At 48.4% G+C, this 17,780-nt stretch carries 15 protein-coding genes and 1 tRNA gene; 6 read left to right on the top strand and 10 right to left on the bottom strand.

From position 1 onward, the window contains the following. Nucleotides 1–151 precede the first annotated feature (151 nt). The 6 genes from OXN25_17200 to OXN25_17175 form a co-directional block, all read right to left on the bottom strand. Nucleotides 152–1,177, bottom strand: a complete 1,026-nt coding sequence (locus OXN25_17200) for a hypothetical protein (GenBank protein MDE0426590.1) — start codon at nucleotides 1,175–1,177, stop codon at nucleotides 152–154. Nucleotides 1,178–1,200: 23 nt separating this feature from the next. After that, a complete protein-coding gene (locus OXN25_17195) occupies nucleotides 1,201–2,304 on the bottom strand; it encodes a tetratricopeptide repeat protein (protein ID MDE0426589.1) in 1,104 nt (367 codons plus the stop codon). Nucleotides 2,305–2,447: 143 nt separating this feature from the next. Continuing rightward, nucleotides 2,448–2,519, bottom strand: a tRNA-Gly gene (locus tag OXN25_17190). A 330-nt stretch (nucleotides 2,520–2,849) separates the two neighbouring features. Next, nucleotides 2,850–3,317 (bottom strand): redoxin domain-containing protein, encoded by a 468-nt coding sequence (locus OXN25_17185; GenBank protein ID MDE0426588.1) that lies wholly within the window; start codon nucleotides 3,315–3,317, stop codon nucleotides 2,850–2,852. A gap of 54 nt (nucleotides 3,318–3,371) precedes the next feature. Beyond that, a complete protein-coding gene (locus OXN25_17180; protein ID MDE0426587.1) occupies nucleotides 3,372–4,079 on the bottom strand; it encodes a DUF1080 domain-containing protein in 708 nt (235 codons plus the stop codon). Nucleotides 4,080–4,180: 101 nt separating this feature from the next. After that, nucleotides 4,181–4,945 (bottom strand): hypothetical protein, encoded by a 765-nt coding sequence (locus OXN25_17175; protein MDE0426586.1) that lies wholly within the window; start codon nucleotides 4,943–4,945, stop codon nucleotides 4,181–4,183. 689 nt (nucleotides 4,946–5,634) lie between these two features. Here OXN25_17175 and OXN25_17170 point away from each other — a divergent pair. From OXN25_17170 to OXN25_17145, 6 genes are all read left to right on the top strand, one after another. Next, nucleotides 5,635–8,364 carry a hypothetical protein gene (locus OXN25_17170; GenBank protein ID MDE0426585.1) on the top strand — a complete coding sequence of 910 codons (2,730 nt, stop codon included), beginning with the start codon at nucleotides 5,635–5,637 and terminating at the stop codon, nucleotides 8,362–8,364. After that, on the top strand, nucleotides 8,364–9,827 hold the full coding sequence (locus tag OXN25_17165) for an asparagine synthetase B (protein ID MDE0426584.1): 1,464 nt from the start codon (nucleotides 8,364–8,366) through the stop codon (nucleotides 9,825–9,827). The genes OXN25_17170 and OXN25_17165 overlap by 1 nt, the downstream gene beginning before the upstream one ends. A gap of 174 nt (nucleotides 9,828–10,001) precedes the next feature. Then, nucleotides 10,002–11,024, top strand: a complete 1,023-nt coding sequence (locus OXN25_17160; protein MDE0426583.1) for a hypothetical protein — start codon at nucleotides 10,002–10,004, stop codon at nucleotides 11,022–11,024. Between the two features lie 4 nt (nucleotides 11,025–11,028). Further along, entirely contained in the window at nucleotides 11,029–13,140 is a 2,112-nt protein-coding gene (nadE, locus tag OXN25_17155; GenBank protein ID MDE0426582.1) for an NAD(+) synthase, read from the top strand. Nucleotides 13,141–13,150: 10 nt separating this feature from the next. After that, nucleotides 13,151–14,731 carry a hypothetical protein gene (locus tag OXN25_17150; protein ID MDE0426581.1) on the top strand — a complete coding sequence of 527 codons (1,581 nt, stop codon included), beginning with the start codon at nucleotides 13,151–13,153 and terminating at the stop codon, nucleotides 14,729–14,731. An 84-nt stretch (nucleotides 14,732–14,815) separates the two neighbouring features. Further along, on the top strand, nucleotides 14,816–15,490 hold the full coding sequence (locus OXN25_17145; GenBank protein MDE0426580.1) for a transglycosylase SLT domain-containing protein: 675 nt from the start codon (nucleotides 14,816–14,818) through the stop codon (nucleotides 15,488–15,490). Here OXN25_17145 and OXN25_17140 read toward each other — a convergent pair. The 4 genes from OXN25_17140 to map are packed head-to-tail and all read right to left on the bottom strand — an operon-like array spanning nucleotide 15,476 to nucleotide 17,731. Beyond that, nucleotides 15,476–15,943: an SRPBCC family protein gene (locus OXN25_17140; protein ID MDE0426579.1), complete on the bottom strand. Its 468-nt coding sequence runs from the start codon at nucleotides 15,941–15,943 to the stop codon at nucleotides 15,476–15,478. The two genes, OXN25_17145 and OXN25_17140, sit on opposite strands and share 15 nt — an antisense overlap. Further along, nucleotides 15,943–16,281, bottom strand: coding sequence for a CcmD family protein (locus OXN25_17135; GenBank protein MDE0426578.1), 339 nt, complete (start codon nucleotides 16,279–16,281; stop codon nucleotides 15,943–15,945). The genes OXN25_17140 and OXN25_17135 overlap by 1 nt, the downstream gene beginning before the upstream one ends. Beyond that, nucleotides 16,278–16,958, bottom strand: a complete 681-nt coding sequence (gene ccsA / locus OXN25_17130) for a cytochrome c biogenesis protein CcsA (protein ID MDE0426577.1) — start codon at nucleotides 16,956–16,958, stop codon at nucleotides 16,278–16,280. The genes OXN25_17135 and ccsA overlap by 4 nt, the downstream gene beginning before the upstream one ends. Then, complete coding sequence (gene map / locus OXN25_17125) at nucleotides 16,946–17,731, bottom strand: type I methionyl aminopeptidase (protein ID MDE0426576.1); 786 nt, start codon at nucleotides 17,729–17,731, stop codon at nucleotides 16,946–16,948. Before map ends, ccsA begins: the two co-directional genes overlap by 13 nt. Nucleotides 17,732–17,780 lie beyond the last annotated feature (49 nt).

Raw genomic sequence — 17,780 nt, 5'->3', positions numbered from 1 at the left:
TATCCTCTTTGGTTGGCACTTAATTGGAAATGGAACTACTGTTGCATCCAGATTCAAGAAGAAAGCCGCACAAACTAACAGTTTATGCTACAGAGTCGTCTGAAATGGAAGAAAACCGCACAAACTAACAGTTTATGCTACAAAAATATTATTACTGAGTTGTTTCGCGTTTAATGGCACTCCACGTAGTGACCAATTTTTGCTGCGCTTCGACAGGTAATATTCTTATATCCCGTAACCACGAAATAACGAAGATACTGCCATCAACCTCGACAATTTCTTGTGTTTCATCGGTAGCGAAGTCATAAAGATAAACCGATCCCCACCGAGAATAGGCTATGTAGTCCCCTTCAGGCGACCAGTCGCCCCAATAGCCTGTGGCTTTATCGACATCAAACAACGGTACAATCTCTTTGGTTTCAATGTCAATTGTGCAAAAGGTATCGAACTCTCTATTCCATCTGAGGAAAAGGATGCGATCGCCGCCAGGTGCCCAGACGGGATAAAAATCTTTATTGAGTTCAGTCAAAACTTCTATCTCTTTGGTTTCGACATCTAAAAGGTAGAGATGCTCCAACCACCCCGGTCTGGAGAGTGAAAAAGCGAGCCGCTTTCCGTTAGGGGACCAAGAGATTCCCCAGAATGAATAGGGCCATCCGAGGTGTGGCACCTGTGTCATCACTTCCATTTCCCCACTTTCGATGTCGAGAACCCAAATCTGGTTTTCTTGAGGCAGCTGGTCTACGGTATAACCATTGAAAGCGAGTTGTCTGCCGTTGGGAGATGCAGAAAGAAAGCGGTATGTGCCAGAAATGGGGGTAACGAGTTTCTTATTCTTTGGATTGTCAGGATTAATGGAGTAGACATCAGAGTGTCCTTTATCGCGCTGGATGAAATAGAGTAAATCACCGTTGGGTCCCCAAGACGGGTACATGCCTTTGTGGTTCAAAGGGATGGCTGTGAAATCTTTAGTGCCTCTGAGAGCAGTAGCGTAGAGATTCCAATCGAAGCGTCCTAAGTTCTCGTCGAACCCGTTGACTGCATAAGCCAATTGTCCAGTAGGTTCGGCATTGAGTGGCGAAGTGAGAGTGATGAGGCATAAGCAGCACAGGCTCAAAAGTGTGAACTTAATGGTCTTAGCGGCAAAAAAAGGTATGAGGCTATATTTATGTGTCATTACTGCTCCTTAGAAAATAAAAATTATTGGGCAGATCCAAGCCGTTTGTGATGAAGAAGTGCGTTTTCATAGAGCCGACGGCTTAATCCGAGTTTTTCAAATTCAACAACGAGATCGTAACTATACAATGCCGAACTTTCTCTGCCTTCTTCATCGGCGCGACGGGCGTTTTGAACGTTACTTATTACTTCCATTGCCTCTTTTTCAAAGCTGCCAATCTGCTTTCGGAGTTCAGAGGTGAGTCCACCTGTGATATCTTTGTTCACTTTATAGGTCCGAATTGCGTCCGTATACGCAACGTAAGCATCATAGTACTGTTTTTCGTTTTCGAGGGTTTGTGCCCCCGATATATCTAACGGTTCGCCAATCGCTGCGATAACAACTTTCGCTTCCTCGATGAGCTCACGGCTTTTCTGGGTAATTCCTGCCTCAAGTGTGGTTCGGAATTCATCTATAATTTCTTTATATGCCGCACCTGCAGCGTCTGGATCACCAGACCTCTCATAAGCGAGGGCTTGGTTAAATTTGGCACTGGCGAGGACGAACTGCCGAATTTCCGGTGAGAGTTGCGGTGTCGGCGGGAACGCCTTCGCTTGATACGCAGCGATGGCGGCTTCGTAATTACCTTCTTGTTCGTAGGTGTTGCCTATCGCTTTTTGGGCATATAGACTATAGATTTGATTTTCGGGTTGGTGCTGGTCAATGATTTGTTGGAATTGCGCCCGGGCTTCTGGGTAGTTTTGTTGATAATAGAGCGTCTTTGCGGATTGGTAGCGCGCTTTGTCACTAAAAGTTGAATTCGGATATGCCTCATAAATCTCTTGAAGTTGCGTCTGTGCCGTCTTAAGTGATTCTTCACTTTCAGCCAATTTCTCGGTATCGAAAAGGCTCTCTTCTGCTGTTTGATAGACTTCGGTAGCCTGACGGAGAGCAACGGTTGCTTCGGCGCGGCGATTCTCTTGGTTCTGATGGTATGCTGCATAACCTGCGACGGCAACAACGATGACACCTACTATAATAACAATCGTCCGCAGATTGCGCCGCAGGAAGGCATAGACTTCCAGTACGCCTTCAATAAATTTATCTTCTTGGATTTCTTCTTTCGTCAGTCGTCGGTTTTGTGACATGATTTTCCTCAGTTCTACACAATTTTATAGTAGATCCCGTAAATACTTTTACATTCTCAAACATCCCCTGATAGGTGCGGTTTCCTAACCGCACCGATACGAAGTGTGAAATTAATTCTAAAATCTACTACAAAGGATAGTCAAGCGGGTGACGGGAATTGAACCCGCGACCCTCAGCTTGGGAAGCTGACGCTCTACCGCTGAGCTACACCCGCATTTGTTATTGGTTATAATACCATTTCTAAAAGTTTATCTCGCATTAACCGAACCCACTCACGTCACACCCAGTAGGTGCGGTTTCTAACCGCACCGAGCAGTGCTGAAAAATAGCCAACCTTTTAAGAGGAATTATCAATTAGAATTGGTATAAGTTATTGGTTAAGAAGTTTCCTTAATAAGTATAATAACACACCGGGATTCCCATTTTCAATGTAAAATCAAAAAGCGGGTGTTAGCATGATGTGCAGCAAATGCTTGCAAGTTTTACCAAATACCCGCTTTTTCGCTTATACGCGATAAAGACCTCGCCTGCGATACTGGCGTGTCTATTGCAGTTTGTCTAACTCGCCCAAAACCTGTTCGGCAGTCAAGGTATTCTCCGGCGGCGCAGCCTCAACGTGTTTGAAGGCAATGTTTCCTGATTTATCAACGATAAACACACCGCGCGTGGTAATACCAACCTCTTCAAGTGCCATACCGAACTCTTTGGATACCTCAAGGTTCATATCAGCAAGCAGTGGAAAATCGACACCACCGAGTACTTCGCTCCACGCCTTATGCGCGAAGGTTGAATCCCGATTGATAGCGACGACCTCAGCACCTTTCGCCTGAATCGCATCCAATTTTTCGTTGAAATCCGGCACCTGTTCAGCACAGACTGGGGAAAAAGCGAGTGGGTAGAAAAGCACGACTAAATTTTTACCCGCATAGTCGCTCAATGAAACTTCAACATCTTCTTGGTTAACCGCACCCTGGAGTGTAAAATCCGGTGCAGCACTTCCTACATTTGCCATTAAAATCCTCCTGTATTCGTTGTTCGCGATTCGTTGTTCGCGATTCGCTGTTTGCTATCTGCTATTCGCGGTTTGCGGTTTGCGGTCCGCGATTCGCTTTAGTGTCGCCCACGATGTTGCGAGTTTTCCGTTAGGTTCGACCGCCGTGAGAGACGTTGTTGTCACACCGTTGACACTGACATCATCAAAACTGGCTTGCGTATCCCATGTCCAGACCCCGACTCTACCGCGCGGATACGTGTCATCAAAAAATACGGCTTGCTCTATGCCATTAATAGCGAGTGCGATTCGGCTGCCTTCAAGGGTTGCACTGAGCATAAACCATTCGTTTCGGGTGAGTGTCAGTCCGATAGGTGCGATATCGTGTTCAATCTCGTCGCGTCCTTCAAATCCGTCTTTAAAAGCGGTGCTGCGGCGGTGTCTCCACAACTCAGATTTATTCTCCTTCGGACAGATGAGATAGACGTAGTATTCAAATTCATTTTGTGCGCGAAAGACGATCCCTGCCCAGTGTCCTGCCTCAATACGGACTTTTGCTTTTACGGTGTGGTCTGTCCATTCTGCCCCATTTGCTAACGTTTTTTGCGCCTCACCATAGCGCGTTGTCTGTTTATAGACCCCGTCTTCTACTTCCCACGTACCGTTTGCAGGGGTCCAATCTGCGGCATTGTCGTCGAATGTCCACGTTTGCTGCTCGGCGGCAGCAACAGAAACGAGACCAATACCAATATATATCAGAAAGAGGGTTATTCGACGTTTCATAACACCCCCTGGGTTTTGGTGAGTCAGTCTAAGTTTGTCGGTAACATACGCCATACGAAAGTAGGGCGAAGGTCCGGGGACCTTGCCCTACGCTTCAAAAACTACTTCGCTTTAAGTTTTGCCCAGCGCGTTGTGAGCTTGCCTTGTGGATCAACAGAAAGCGTTCCGATTTCCATTTCGTTAACTTCATTTTCGGTCAATGCAACGGAGTAAATACGGGATTCCTCAATATGTGCGTTGAGATCGCCGGGACCGCCGAGCCCATTTGTATGCCGTTTACCCCAGATAATTTCTGCATCATCTGTGGGCCAGGTTTTGATCTCACCCTTTTCATAGCTACCGAGGCTCTCACCGTTACGGTAACCCGTTATCTTGTAAGTCCCACCCTTATCTTCATAAGTGAAGGCTAAGTAGACCATTTCGCCTTCGTTCTTTTCGTTGTGTGCGTCTGGAAAGTCCTCTGTGCGGTGGAACCAACTGCTGCCTGACATCCACTGATTCGGTTGGCGTTCGGCGTAGACGATGGCGTTGAATTGGTCTTCAGAGGCTTTATCTAACGTGAGTGCCGAACCTTTGGTTGCGGCGAGACTGTCTAATGCGACCCATGTCATCAAAGTCTTCTCTTCGATATCGGGGCCGCTGTATTCAAGTGCGTGTGCCCATTTTCCTGTCTCAACAATTAGCTGCCCGTCTTTGAGTTCGGCACCGTGGAGGTCTATATCGCTCCAGTTACCGATCTCGTCCTTTTCACTGTCAAATAGCCACCATCCGAGTAGATTGTCTGCTTGCGCATCCTGTGCGACTGCTGGCAGGGACATACAAAACATCAGCAGAACAGCACAGATGGAATAACCTTTCATTTTCATACTTAAGGTCTCCTATTAGCGTGTGTTGTGGGCAAATTTTTCCAAGAATGGAAAACATATTACATATCTACGCGCGTAGATATGTGAAAAATATTATACTATATATTAATGATGAAAGTCAAATTTATAGTAAAGTTTAAAATTAAAGAAAGACTAAAACTACTGCCAATTCCTATCTCCGAGTTTATAGCACATTTTAACTTGCCATCCGTTAGTAAATATAGTATAATATATTATCTCTATCTTCAAAGGAGGACCTACGCCGTGAATCTCTCAAGACTGAATGTGTCAATAACACCATTAACCCACTCCTGCAAAATGTTACACTTTTCGCCAAATTCGTTTTTTTTCACACAAGAAAAAATCGGAAATTAAACGTCAACGAACCCTTACGGGGACTGGGTTCTCTAACGTCATAGGCAACACATCACATGTTACACGGGTGTAACATTTAGTGTAACATTTTTAACGTGTGTTGCTAAAAAATATACCGTTAAGTTAACATCATATTTATACAGCAATCCTACCAGTCCCTCAATCCTATAAATCCTGATTCATGCGACATGCATTCAGACAAGTGGACAATTGAATGAATCTGCCCTGAGAATCTCTATTTGCAAATTATTCGTGGTACGTGTTAATATTGTTAAGGATCAAATACAACAAAACAACAGCATGAAGGAACGGAAATGAAACGCTTGACGCTTTTGCTACTTGTTATCAGTATCGGATTTGCCGGTGAGGCTTTCTGCCAAGCGCAGGAGGACGCTACGGCGAAACGGATGACGGCGACCTTGGCAGGGAGAGTCGTCTGGAAAGGGCAAGACTTGTCGCATACAAGTGTGTCTGTTTATCGGGACGAAGCACTCCAACAGGTTTATATTAGTGGAATCCCGCAACTCGGCGATGGACAATTCACACTCCGTGTGGAACCCGGACGCTATTATCTCGTTGCTTATGTAGATGTTGATAAATCTGGGAGCTTTGATACAGGTGATGGCTTGGGTATGTTCGGAATTACCGACTGGGGCAATGAGAATCAAAACAAACAGGAGATTGAAGTCCAAGACGGAGAAAAGATTCGGGGTTTAGAGATCCCGATAACCGCACGAGCGACCTACATTGATAATAAACCAACGGTCGTTCCACTATCCGAATACGAACCGAGCCAACTCCAGCAATTCCAGACGGAGTTGCGCAAAGCGACATCGGGGTGTAGTGGGACACTGCGTTTTGTCCGCCAAGCACCAGAAAATCCGAAATCGCTCCGAGCCGGTTCACAAGCACTCATTCTTGCGTATACAGATTTATCGTGGAAATATCGTGCGGGTATCGCCAGAGTGACAGACGCTGGCAGCTGGACGCTCAATCTACCGCCGGGCAAATACTACCTGATGGCGATTGTGGATAACAACAGGACGAATAAACTGGATACAGGGGACGACTTTGGCTTCTACGGTGTTGAGGATATGCGGAAACGTGGGAATTTCCCACAGCCCGTTTTGGTTTCTGTGAACAAATTCACTGAAAATATAGAAATCGCAATCACTGCCACCTATCAAACTCGTGAGAAGACGCAAAAAGCAGCGACCAGCACGCTCACAGGCATCGTGTCTCCGGTGCCCGGGGATGTAACCGCACGGCTTGAAGTGTATTCAGACCCCGCCTTAGTCGCTCCGGTTGCCAGTGGCGAAACGGCGCCTGGGGGTGCGTTCCGTTTAGCACTCCCACCGGATGAATACTATGTTATCGCTAATCTGGATGCGGATAAGAATGGTAGATATAGTAAAGGGGACGGTTTAGGCGGCTACGGTACAATAGACATCACGGCACAGCCCCCAACTGCACTCACCTTAGTAGAAGGCGAAACCCAAGAAATTGAACTCGTGATAAGTGCACGCTACGATGACGATGGACGGCTTCATGCCACGCCACCCAGTATTGAAGCACATATTGAACAAGGCGGCATCGCCGGACGTATCGTATGGGACGGACACACTGTCCAGCAGGGAATACTGACGCTCTCTTACGCCCCTGACTTCAGTACACCGATTGCGATGCCGATTACTGTTTCAAGCGATGGCAGTTACCAAGTCAATGTGCTACCGGGCAGCTATTACGTCATGGCAGTCGTGGACGCAAACAACGACCAGAAAACCGGTATCGCCGATGGCGTTGGCATATACGGCACACGTCATCCCGTCCGCGGTGAACCTACAGCAGTTCATGTATTCCCTGGAGAAACAACAGCACATATTGACATTGCAGTTCTCGCAATTTACATCGATGCAGACGGAAATATGGCGGAAATTGAGGACGGTGGACGCTGGGAAATTAGGAAACGTTATGGAGAACCCGAAGACATCTTTCGTGTCACCCGTGGTGGACGTTTAAACGAAGAATGGAACTACTGGACAAAAGGGATCAGTTTTGTCTGGAAAGCAAACGGGGCCGGGTGGGAACTGGGTGATACAGGACGTTTTACCCCCAAAGCGGGCATCCTGATTGAAAAGGAAGACGGAGGGAAGGATGGAAAAAGGGAGGCAGGTCTCAATCTTCCAACCATCCAGTCTTCCAATCTTTTGTTTATCTATTTCGCTTACGACGGCATGATTTGGGGGATCTCGCCTGATGGGAACAGTACACCATTAGGTATTGGAGACAATCCAACTGTTGCAAATGATGGGACACTCATTTATCAGGATAGGGACGGGAACGTTATTATTCGGAACCGTGAAATGCCGGATGGTGGTCTGCTTTTCGATAGACGAAAAATGGCGGACGATGTCGCGATCTCGCCCGATGCACAATACGTTGCTTATACACGTCCGGAGTTCGGAGATCGAAGTCGCGTCGTTATACTGCATATTCCGAGTGGCTCCGAGCTCACTGTGCCGTCAACAGCACTGCAAAGTTTCACACCTGCCTGGAATAGCGACGGCACGATGCTAACTTATGTTACTGCAGGGAGCATCGAAAATCCGGAGGCAGCGATTCCTGTGGATGGGCAACAGAGACGAAACATCTACGCCTTCGATCAAATCGCACAGAGCGTCGAGCCGATTGTAATATCGCCAGACACAGACGATATAGAACCGACATGGTCGCCCGCGAATCCGAATCAACTGGCGTTCACACGAAAGGTCGGCGATTACCAACAGGTTTGGCTCGTCACCTATTCAAGTGAAGGTGTCCCGACAGAAAAGCAGTTGACTCGAAGGGGCGGCTCGCATCCAGCCTGGGTGCCACCGGATGGACGGTGGATTATCTACGAAAACAACGGGCAACTTTGGAAAATTGATACGACCCACCCAGAAACTACCGAGACGGCACTGATACACAATGGACACGTCGTATTTGGACGTGAACCGGCAGCTGCCGCAGGTAATTTACAAATAAACACACCAGGGAAAAACTGATGAATACGTTTCGGACTATGGTAAAGCGTAAAATTATAGTGAATTATAGAAATAAGCGAACATCTGGATGCCCGAACTTGTTCGGGAAAAGTGTGCTCTCCCCAACAAGTTGGGGCATCCGGAAAAACTTTACCAATATCAGGTGTATAAATAATTCTAAGATCCACCATGCTATACTCCTGATACTCCTATTGTTCCTTATCGGTACAAACATCGCCGCCGCGCAATGGCTGCTGATACCGATGGACATCGGGGCACAGACGAACCATCTGAAGGCTTACGGCTTGACATACTGGGCATTGGAGGTCCCACGGGAGTACCGTTGCTACTGGTGGTTGAACTATCGTGGCGGCGCATTTGTGCTGCCGGACTCCCCGGATGTCCAAATGCGTGCTGCGCTCATGGGAGTCAGCTTTGAACGGATGGACAATGCCGCGTATCGCAGCATCAAGGAATCTGTCCTTCAAGGCAGCAATATGGACGAGATTCTATTGGAAAAGGCTCCGAAGATTGCGGTATACGCACCCTCAGAGGCATCGCCTTATCGGGATCCATGGGACGATGCTGTTAAAATTGCACTGGACTACGCACAGATTCCCTACGATGTCATCTGGGATAAAGAGGTGCAGAGCGGTGTTTTAGAGACAGATGACTATGATTGGCTACATCTGCACCACGAGGACTTCACGGGGCAGCACGGCAAGTTCCACGCCTCGTTTTCGACGCAGGTCTGGTATCAACAACGGATGTTGATGTTTGAGCAAGCCGCTACGGAGGCGGGATTCCGACGCGTCCCACAGCACAAGGGACAGACGGCACAGATGATATCGGACTATATTGTCAACGGTGGGTTCATCTTTGCAATGTGTTCTGCCCCTGAAACCTTGGATATCGCATTGGCAACACGCGGCGGAGCCATCGACATCGTTGCACCTGAATTAGACGGAACACCGATTGAGACAGATGCGGAGGCGCACCTTGATTTTCAGCGGACCTTGGCGTTTGAGAATTTTAAACTCTATACGAATCCGTACCGATACGAATTCTCGGATATAGACAACCCGAAACCTGATAGGGATGCACAGAGCGGTGTTGAGGACTTTAAGCTTTTTGAGTTCGCAGCAAAGCACGATCCGATTCCAACAATGCTCACACAAAATCATGTGAGCGTTGTGCCGGGCTACCTCGGACAGACAACATCGTTTAACATGGATAGGATTCGCGGCTCTGTCACGATTCTCGGAGAGGTGGAAGGCACAAACTACGCAAAATATATTCACGGTAAATTAGGGAAAGGCACTTGGACGTTTCTCGGTGGACACGACCCAGAGGATTATCGTCACCTTGTGGGTGAAGGAAAAATCCCGACGAACCTCGATTTGCACAAACACTCGCCGGGGTATCGGTTAATTTTGAACAATATCCTATTTCCGGCGGCACGTAAGAAACCGCAGAAAACATAAGTGGCTGTCAGCCATCAGCAGTCAGCAGTCAGTACGTAGATTGGGTTGAGTGGAAACTTCCTGAAAACACCGTACAGCAGATAATTGGTGTGACAGATAGGGAAACTTGAATCACCAAAAAACGAGTGAAACCCAACGCATTCTCAGACGCACAGCGTTTAGGAGGAATTTACAATGAAATTTATCCGTTTTTTTCTTGTTTGTGGGCTTGGTCTGTTCGTTCTCGCGCCTATTATACCAGTTTCGGCACAAATGCCTGCCACAGAGAAGATTGTGTTTGTATCAAACCGGGATGGCAATTCTGAAATTTACATTATGAATCCCGATGGCAGTGGACAGACAAATTTAACCCATCATCGCGGGAACGATTACTCACCGGCCTGGTCGCCGACGGGTAGACAGATTCTGTTTGCCTCCGATCGCGCTGGGAAGGTTTCAGACCTCTATGTGATGGATGCCGATGGCGACAGCGTTAAACCTATTTTTCGCAAAAGAATGGAGCGGCGGCATCCGGCCTGGTCACCCGATGGCGAACGGATCGCTTACTATCGGGTCGATGGGGGTGAGGTCGCTATCTACACCGCCTCAATTGACGGACGGAATGAAAAAAGAATAGCAATCGGTATGCTTCCTGATTGGTCACCCGATGGTTCTGAAATCGCCTTTATGTCCGCCGAGGTGCTCCGACCGATAAATGACAGATTTGGGGGCATACAGATAGCCGACCCGAGAATTGAGATTGTTAATGTACGAACCAAGGCAAAAGAGGAAATCACACCAGAAGGGTTCGTGTTGCTGCTGGACCCTGTCTGGACACCCGATGGTACGAGACTCGTTTTTTCAGGTATAGACGCGAATGATCCGGCGCGGGCTCCTGGAGGGCATGCAACGAGCCTCTATATTGTGAACCGCAAACGGAACGGAGAACCGCGTAAGATTAAAGTGGAGGGGGATGTATCGAGTCCGGCTTTGGCACCGCGGGGTAATGCGCTTGTTTACCAGAGGGAAACCGGTGAAAAAGATCAACTCTTCAAAGTCGCTTTAGCCGGGGGTAGATCGGAACAACTCACGGACAGAGGTGGGAATTATAGTGCGGATTGGTTCGATCCAGTGTTCTCTTTACCGGTCTCACCACAACCCCATCTGTTAACAACGGTCTGGGGACGCGTGAAAGTCCGAACCGCAACGAATAATTAAAAAGATGAAAGCAGTCCTTGCAACGTGTAACCTGAACCAGTGGAGCCTCGACTTTGAGGGGAATACTGCGCGTATCATTGAATCCATCGAGATAGCGAAAGCGCGCGGGGCGCGGTATCGCTTGGGACCGGAACTGGAGATTACGGGATATTCTTGTGAAGACCATTTCCTGGAGTTAGACACGCTCCAACACAGTTGGGAATCGCTGGCACATATCCTTAAAGGGAAACACACAGACGGCATTCTCTGCGACATCGGTATGCCGGTCATGCACAAAAATGTCAGGTATAACTGTCGGGTCTTTGTGTTAGATGGCAAGTTGCTGTTGATTCGTCCAAAAATGTTCTTGGCAAGCGATGGTAACTATCGGGAGCATCGGTGGTTTGCGGCATGGGAACACGGTTGGACAACCGAACGCTACACGCTACCGCGCGAGATTCGCGAACTTACGGGACAACAGAAAGTACCCATCGGTATCGCAGCGATTGCCACGGGTGATACACTCTTGGCATCTGAGACGTGTGAGGAGCTGTTTGTGCCGATGAGTCCGCATATCCATTTCGGCAATGCCGGGGTGGAGATTATCGCAAATGGGTCAGGCTCTCACCATGAATTGCGGAAATTGGACACTCGCATCGCGCTGATCCGAAATGCCAGTGAGAAAAACGGCGGAGTCTACCTCTATGCAAACCAACAGGGGTGCGACGGGGGCCGACTCTATTTTGACGGATGCGCACTGATTGCCCAAAATGGCGAAATCTTGGCGCAAGGCTCTCAATTCTCACTCAAAGATGTAGAGGTCATCACGGCAACGGTGAACCTTGACGATGTTCGCGCCTATCGGGGGACGAAGGCGAGTCGTGCTGTCCAAGCGAGCAAAACGGTGGCACTGCCGCAGATTGATATTGATTTTGACGTGGGAATGGAAGGATGGAAGGATGGAAGGATGGATGTCCAATCTTCTTTTGCAATCGTTCCGCGTTACCACAAACCAGAAGAAGAGATAGCTCTCGGTCCAGCGTGTTGGCTTTGGGATTATCTGCGTAGATCGGAGGCAGCGGGGTACTTCATTCCGCTTTCTGGTGGTGCGGACAGCGGAGCGGTTGCGACGCTTGTCGGTTCGATGTGTCAACTCGTCGCTAAAGCGATCCGTGAAAATGATGAAACGGTCATCAAGGACGTTGAACGATGGTTGGAGAAGGATGAAACGCCGGATGTTTTTACGGATCCGTGTGTGCTTGCGAATCGCTTGTTGTATACGTGTTATATTGGGACCAAGAACAGTTCCCGTGAAACGCAGAAGCGTGCGAAGCAACTCGCTGAACAGATAGGCGCGTCCCATCTGAATATCAACATGGATGGTCTTGTTAACGCCCTACAATCGCTTTTTACCCGTATCACGCAGAAGACACCCCGATTCAAGGTCGAGGGCGGAACATATACAGAAAACCAAGCCCTCCAAAACATACAGGCGAGATTGCGGATGGTGATTAGTTATCTCTTTGCACAGATGATGCCGTGGACGCGAAACCGTCAAGGGACACTTCTTGTTTTAGGGACTGGGAACGTCGACGAGGCACTGCGCGGTTACCTGACAAAATACGATTGCAGTAGCGGTGACATCAACCCGATCGGTGGTATTAGCAAACACGATTTGCGTCGATTCCTGAATTGGGCAAAAGATGCGCTCGGTTATTCCGCACTTGCTGAAATTATAGAGGCACCCCCGACAGCGGAACTCGAACCGATAACTGAAACCTACACGCAGACAGATGAAGACGATATGGGAATGACTTACGCGGAATTGAGTCGCTTCGGGCAGCTCCGAAAAATGGAGCAGTGCGGTCCCGTTAGCATGTTTGAGAAATTAGTGCAGGAGTGGGACCACTTGCCGCCGCGTGAAGTCGCTGAAAAAGTAAAACGGTTCTTCAGATACTATTCTATCAATCGACACAAAATGACAACGTTGACCCCGTCCTATCACGCCGAATCTTATTCGCCGGACGACAACCGCTTCGACCTCCGGCAGTTCCTGTATAACACACGCTGGACATGGCAGTTCCGCCGCATTGATGCCTATGTTGAAAAATTGGAGGCAGTGGATGGTGGTCAGTAGTCTATGGTCTATGGCTTATGGTCTATGGCTTATGGTCTATGGCTTATGGAAACCAATCGCTATTTGCCAACAGCCAACAGCCATTTGCCTTGCGTTCCTGTTCATTGTAAACTGTGCTTATGGTGCTCCCGATGTTCCACTCAACTTCGACGGATGGATTACCGAAGCACTTGCGAAATTAGAAACTAACGGGATAACAGGTGGGTTTCACCGGCAAACAGCACTGCTCTCACGGGCAGAAATAACAGAGATTATAGCGCAGGCGGAATCAAGGATTCAAGCAGGTGAGGTTGTCGTATCGGCAATTGATAGGAAACTCCTTGAAAAACTGAAACGGGAATTTCGATCCGAAATTGCAGGTGACTATGGACTGGCGATAAACGCGCTCTCCCAATTGCGAGCAACAGAAAAAAAAATAGCACCCGCAATTGAAAGCGCGTTTCAATATACAATCGGCAAAGTTGACAGAAGGGCTGCGCCACGCTTAGTGCTTTATTCTGAATTTGAGGGACAGAACTTTGAAAGTCGTTCGCTTGACGCAAAAACCGCTGAACAACGTTTCGATCCGTGGCACCGTGCACGCGGGTATATCATAGATTTCAAAAGAAGTTACCTACAAATAAACAGCGCACACCTCGACCTGCTCGTGGGTAGAGATTGGCTTTTCTGGGGTGCTAGTCCCTTCAAAACGGTTGGTATCTCGGATAACTCACCTCCGTTTGACCAGATTCGGCTCACAGGTAGACTCGGAAAAAAGTTTAAAGCAACAGCCTTCACCACGCAACTGAATTCAACGTGGTACGACGATGGTGAAAAACGGTATCTGGCGAAACGCTATATGAGCGGACATCGACTCGACTATCAACTCAACGACCGCGTGGAAATCGGTGTCGCTGAGTGGGTGCTTTACGGTGGTGATGCGCAGACGGTGGAGTGGGAATACGCGAATCCGGTTACCTTTTATTACGCGCTACAATATCATGCCAAAGCCGATGATAATCTCATGTTCGCCTTTGATGCTGCGATCCGTCCGATTGACGGTGTACGGCTCTACGGTGAATGGCTTATTGACGATATTCAGTACGTACGAACTTCAAACGATCCGCATGCGGTCGCGTGGCTTTTAGGGGGGACGTGGTATCCGCGACAGTTAAAACGGCATTTCGGCATTCATAGCGAATATGCGCGCGTCAATCGATGGGCATACACGCATCTTGTGCCTGATAACCAGTTCACGCACTTCGGTTATGTCATCGGACACCCGATTGGCACGGATTCGGATGTGTTTCGATTTTCAGCGTCCTATCAGTTCACTGTTTCCACGAAGGCAGAAATCGGGACGGTGTTGACGCGACACGGAGAAGGAACAGTTGCCGATCGGTTTTACGGTGAGGATTACGAAGCACTCTCGTTTCCTACGGGGGTTGTTGCTCGGACGACAGAAATCGGAGGAACATTCTCTTATCGTCCGCTAAACGGATGGAACGCTTCACTCTCTTACGGATGGCAGTACACGCAAAATGCCGAACACCACAAGGGGCAAACGGATCAAGCGCATAGGTTTATATTTGATATAGGTTATCTTTTTTAAGGGCGATTGGCAAAGACGCGAGCGTCACGGAACGACTCTTTTCCTTGCCAAAGGTTTCCATTAGCCAAAAGCCATTAGCCAAAAATGATTCGCAAACGGACAGTTCTTCTCATTATTGCAACGTTTATTGTGATTTTCCTAATCAGTGGGATTATCAACGGTTTCCCCCCTGACGTGCGTCTGCTCGCGCTTACACCAAAAATTTTTGAATACAAGGGACTGATCCAGAAATATGCCGTCAAAGAATCGTTGGACGCTCGGCTGGTTTGTGCGCTGATTGTGCAGGAATCTGGGTTCAACGAAAAGGCGGTGAGTTCAGTGGGTGCACTCGGATTGACACAACTGATGCCAACGACTGCAGAAGAACTCGGTGTCGAAGACCCATTTGATGCGGAACAAAACATTGCGGGTGCAGCGCGCTATCTGCATACGTTATATCATGCCTTTCCTGAGAGTCCTGACGAGGATCGAGACCGATTGGTATTAGCGAGTTACAACGGAGGACTAGGACGGGTTCGCGACGCGCAGGCACTCGTCCGTCATCGTGATGGTGCGGACCCATCTCTGTGGGCTCCTGTGAGCATAGCACTCAGTCAACTGACGCAACAGCATGTGGATATACATGAAGAAGTGTGGGAAAGCGGTATACCACCACACGGCTATTTTGAGGGTGCGAATAGGACGCGGGCTTATGTGGAACGGGTGATGCATTACTATGGCAGAATCTGTCTGTACGGTAGATTTCTATTTTCCGGATGAAGCGTTGGTCTTGTCGAAGATCCTCTCCAGCTGTTCCGAGCGATAAGCAAAGATTTTCTCTATATCTGGACGCACAAAAAATTTGTCAACGATCTGATTGCCCCAGACGGCGTATTCGACTGAATCACCTACGACCACTCCATTTTCTGTCTCGTTGAAGGTATGGGTGTGTCGCCAGAGCCGATACGGACCGCGGCGTTGTTCATCTGCAAACATATACGGAGGATTCCATTCCGTAATCTCGCTCTGCCAGCGGAGTGGAATGCCGCGAAGTTTCAACCGGTAGTCGATACGTGTTCCTGGTGACATCTCGATTGGTGCTGGGGTTAGGACTTCAAAGCGGAGCCACGGTGGTGTAATTTTGGCGAGGTTATGTGCATCAGAAAAGAATGCGAAAACTTCTGCAAGTGGTTGTTCAAGCACCTGTTGTGTTTTGAAAAGGAACGTTTTCATTAGATACCTTCAGAGTCTTGTTCGAGTTGGGCGAGGCGTTTGTCGAGTTCCTGCTGTTGCCGATCAAGTTGCAAGACATAGAGGACGAATACCAACCAGATAACGAGATATGCGGAGGCGAGATATTTCAGTCGTCTGCTTTGTCCTTTTTCGAGTTTCGCAACGGATAACTGCACTGCCTTTTCCAGTACGTCTTCGTCTACAGACACACCAGACTCGGAGGTGGCTTCTGAAACAGCCTTTGCGACTTCGTTGGCTGTCAGGGTGATTGGTACCTGCGTTACAAAAAAGAAGATTATCAAAACCGCTAAAAAGCTTACTAAAACCGCTATTTTCATGATGATGCCTCCGTGAGGTGTTGCTGTTGTATAGCTTCATAACGCGCCTGCGCCTTTTTCATGCGATACCTCACGATAAGTAAGAAGGTAAATAGCAGAATAAGTGCGAGCAATGCTACCATCCATGTATGCCGCATCGTTGCTTCGAGGCTCCACTTCGTCCCACGATCGGGGTGCAATCCCCCCTGCCAGATATCCACAGCGTAATAGACAATCGGCACATCCAGATAGGCGATAATGCCAAGAACCGCAGCATAGATTCTGCGTTTATCTCCTTCGAGAGCGGATCGGAGAATAAAATAGCCGATATACATCAGCCAGAGCACAAGCGTGCTTGTGAGGCGTGCCTCCCAATTCCACCATGTATTCCATGCGTATCTTGCCCAGATCGGTCCAGAGAGGAGGGCAATTGTGCAAAAGACAATGCCGAGTTCGGCAGCAGCAACTGCAAGTAGGTCGTCATTGGGTTTGCGTTGGATGAGGTATTTGATACTGAAGACGCAGTTGACACCAAACGCCACAAAAACTGTCAGCGCGGCAGAGACGTGGTAGTAGAAGATTTTCTGAACCTCAAGCATCGTGCCTTCAATTCGTGCATAGCCGAAGATGAGATAGAGAGAGATGAAAATAAGGAGTGCAGTGATGATGGCAATAATTCTTGTACTTAGGTTTCCCACAATTCGCTTCCTGTTAAAATTTCGGGTCCGTCCGAGAGTATCGCCACGGTATGCTCAAAGAGTGCCGAGAGGCTTCCGTCTACTGTTGTAACCGTCCATCCGTCTGTGAGTATCTGGACATCGGGTAGCCCGACGTTAACCATTGTCTCAATTGCGAGGACCATCCCCGGTCTGAGGCGTAAGCCGCGCCCCGCGACTCCCATGCAAGGGACCTCTGGTGCTTCATGGAGGCTCCGTCCGATGCCGTGCCCAGAAAAATTCTGGAGTACGGAGAAACCTTGGGATTCCGCGCCTTGCTGTAATTTGGAAGAGATGTCGCCGACACGGTTTCCGGGTTTCGCTTCGGTAATCGCATCGTAGAGAGAACGCCGTGTCACTTTCAATAGACGCGCGGCTGATGGTGAGATGTCTCCAACGGGAAAGGTGTATGCGTTGTCGCCATGGTAGCTGTCGATACTGACAGCCGTATCAATTCCGATGATGTCGCCGTCTTTGAGAATATGACTCTCGTGTGGAATCCCGTGGATAACGACATCGTTGATAGAGGTACATATTGTGGCGGGGTAAGGTTCGTGTTCCGGAGGTTGATAGCCTAAGAAGGAAGATATGGCATTGACTTCAGCGATTGTATCCTGTGAAATGCGTTCCAGCTCAGCAGTCGATACACCTGGAGCAATCGCTTCCCCAATGCGTTTGAGGATAGTCGCAGCGGCTTTCCCGCTCTGTTTCATTTTTTCGATTTCAATTTTGCTTTTGATTCTAAGTTTGTCCATTATAGTAGACTCAGGATTATTTAGACATTTCCACCAGCGCTCCATAGGG

It is taken from the genome of Candidatus Poribacteria bacterium, assembly GCA_028820845.1.
In the GTDB taxonomy this organism is placed as follows: Bacteria; Poribacteria; WGA-4E; order WGA-4E; family WGA-3G; genus WGA-3G.
The sequence above is the reverse complement of the archived record's forward strand: the minus strand, read 5'-3'. Positions and strand labels throughout refer to the sequence as shown.

What these genes read in the sequence shown, in the direction of transcription:
- OXN25_17185 (MDE0426588.1), bottom strand. Translation starts at nt 3,317, where the DNA reads ATGGCAAATGTAGGAAGTGCTGCACCGGATTTTACACTCCAGGGTGCG.
- OXN25_17140 (MDE0426579.1), bottom strand. Translation starts at nt 15,943, where the DNA reads ATGAAAACGTTCCTTTTCAAAACACAACAGGTGCTTGAACAACCACTT.
- map (MDE0426576.1), bottom strand. Translation starts at nt 17,731, where the DNA reads ATGGACAAACTTAGAATCAAAAGCAAAATTGAAATCGAAAAAATGAAA.
- OXN25_17165 (MDE0426584.1), top strand. Translation starts at nt 8,364, where the DNA reads ATGAATACGTTTCGGACTATGGTAAAGCGTAAAATTATAGTGAATTAT.
- OXN25_17200 (MDE0426590.1), bottom strand. Translation starts at nt 1,177, where the DNA reads ATGACACATAAATATAGCCTCATACCTTTTTTTGCCGCTAAGACCATT.
- nadE (MDE0426582.1), top strand. Translation starts at nt 11,029, where the DNA reads ATGAAAGCAGTCCTTGCAACGTGTAACCTGAACCAGTGGAGCCTCGAC.
- OXN25_17150 (MDE0426581.1), top strand. Translation starts at nt 13,151, where the DNA reads ATGGCTTATGGTCTATGGCTTATGGTCTATGGCTTATGGAAACCAATC.
- OXN25_17135 (MDE0426578.1), bottom strand. Translation starts at nt 16,281, where the DNA reads ATGAAAATAGCGGTTTTAGTAAGCTTTTTAGCGGTTTTGATAATCTTC.
- OXN25_17175 (MDE0426586.1), bottom strand. Translation starts at nt 4,945, where the DNA reads ATGAAAATGAAAGGTTATTCCATCTGTGCTGTTCTGCTGATGTTTTGT.
- OXN25_17195 (MDE0426589.1), bottom strand. Translation starts at nt 2,304, where the DNA reads ATGTCACAAAACCGACGACTGACGAAAGAAGAAATCCAAGAAGATAAA.
- OXN25_17170 (MDE0426585.1), top strand. Translation starts at nt 5,635, where the DNA reads ATGAAACGCTTGACGCTTTTGCTACTTGTTATCAGTATCGGATTTGCC.
- OXN25_17180 (MDE0426587.1), bottom strand. Translation starts at nt 4,079, where the DNA reads ATGAAACGTCGAATAACCCTCTTTCTGATATATATTGGTATTGGTCTC.
- OXN25_17145 (MDE0426580.1), top strand. Translation starts at nt 14,816, where the DNA reads ATGATTCGCAAACGGACAGTTCTTCTCATTATTGCAACGTTTATTGTG.
- OXN25_17160 (MDE0426583.1), top strand. Translation starts at nt 10,002, where the DNA reads ATGAAATTTATCCGTTTTTTTCTTGTTTGTGGGCTTGGTCTGTTCGTT.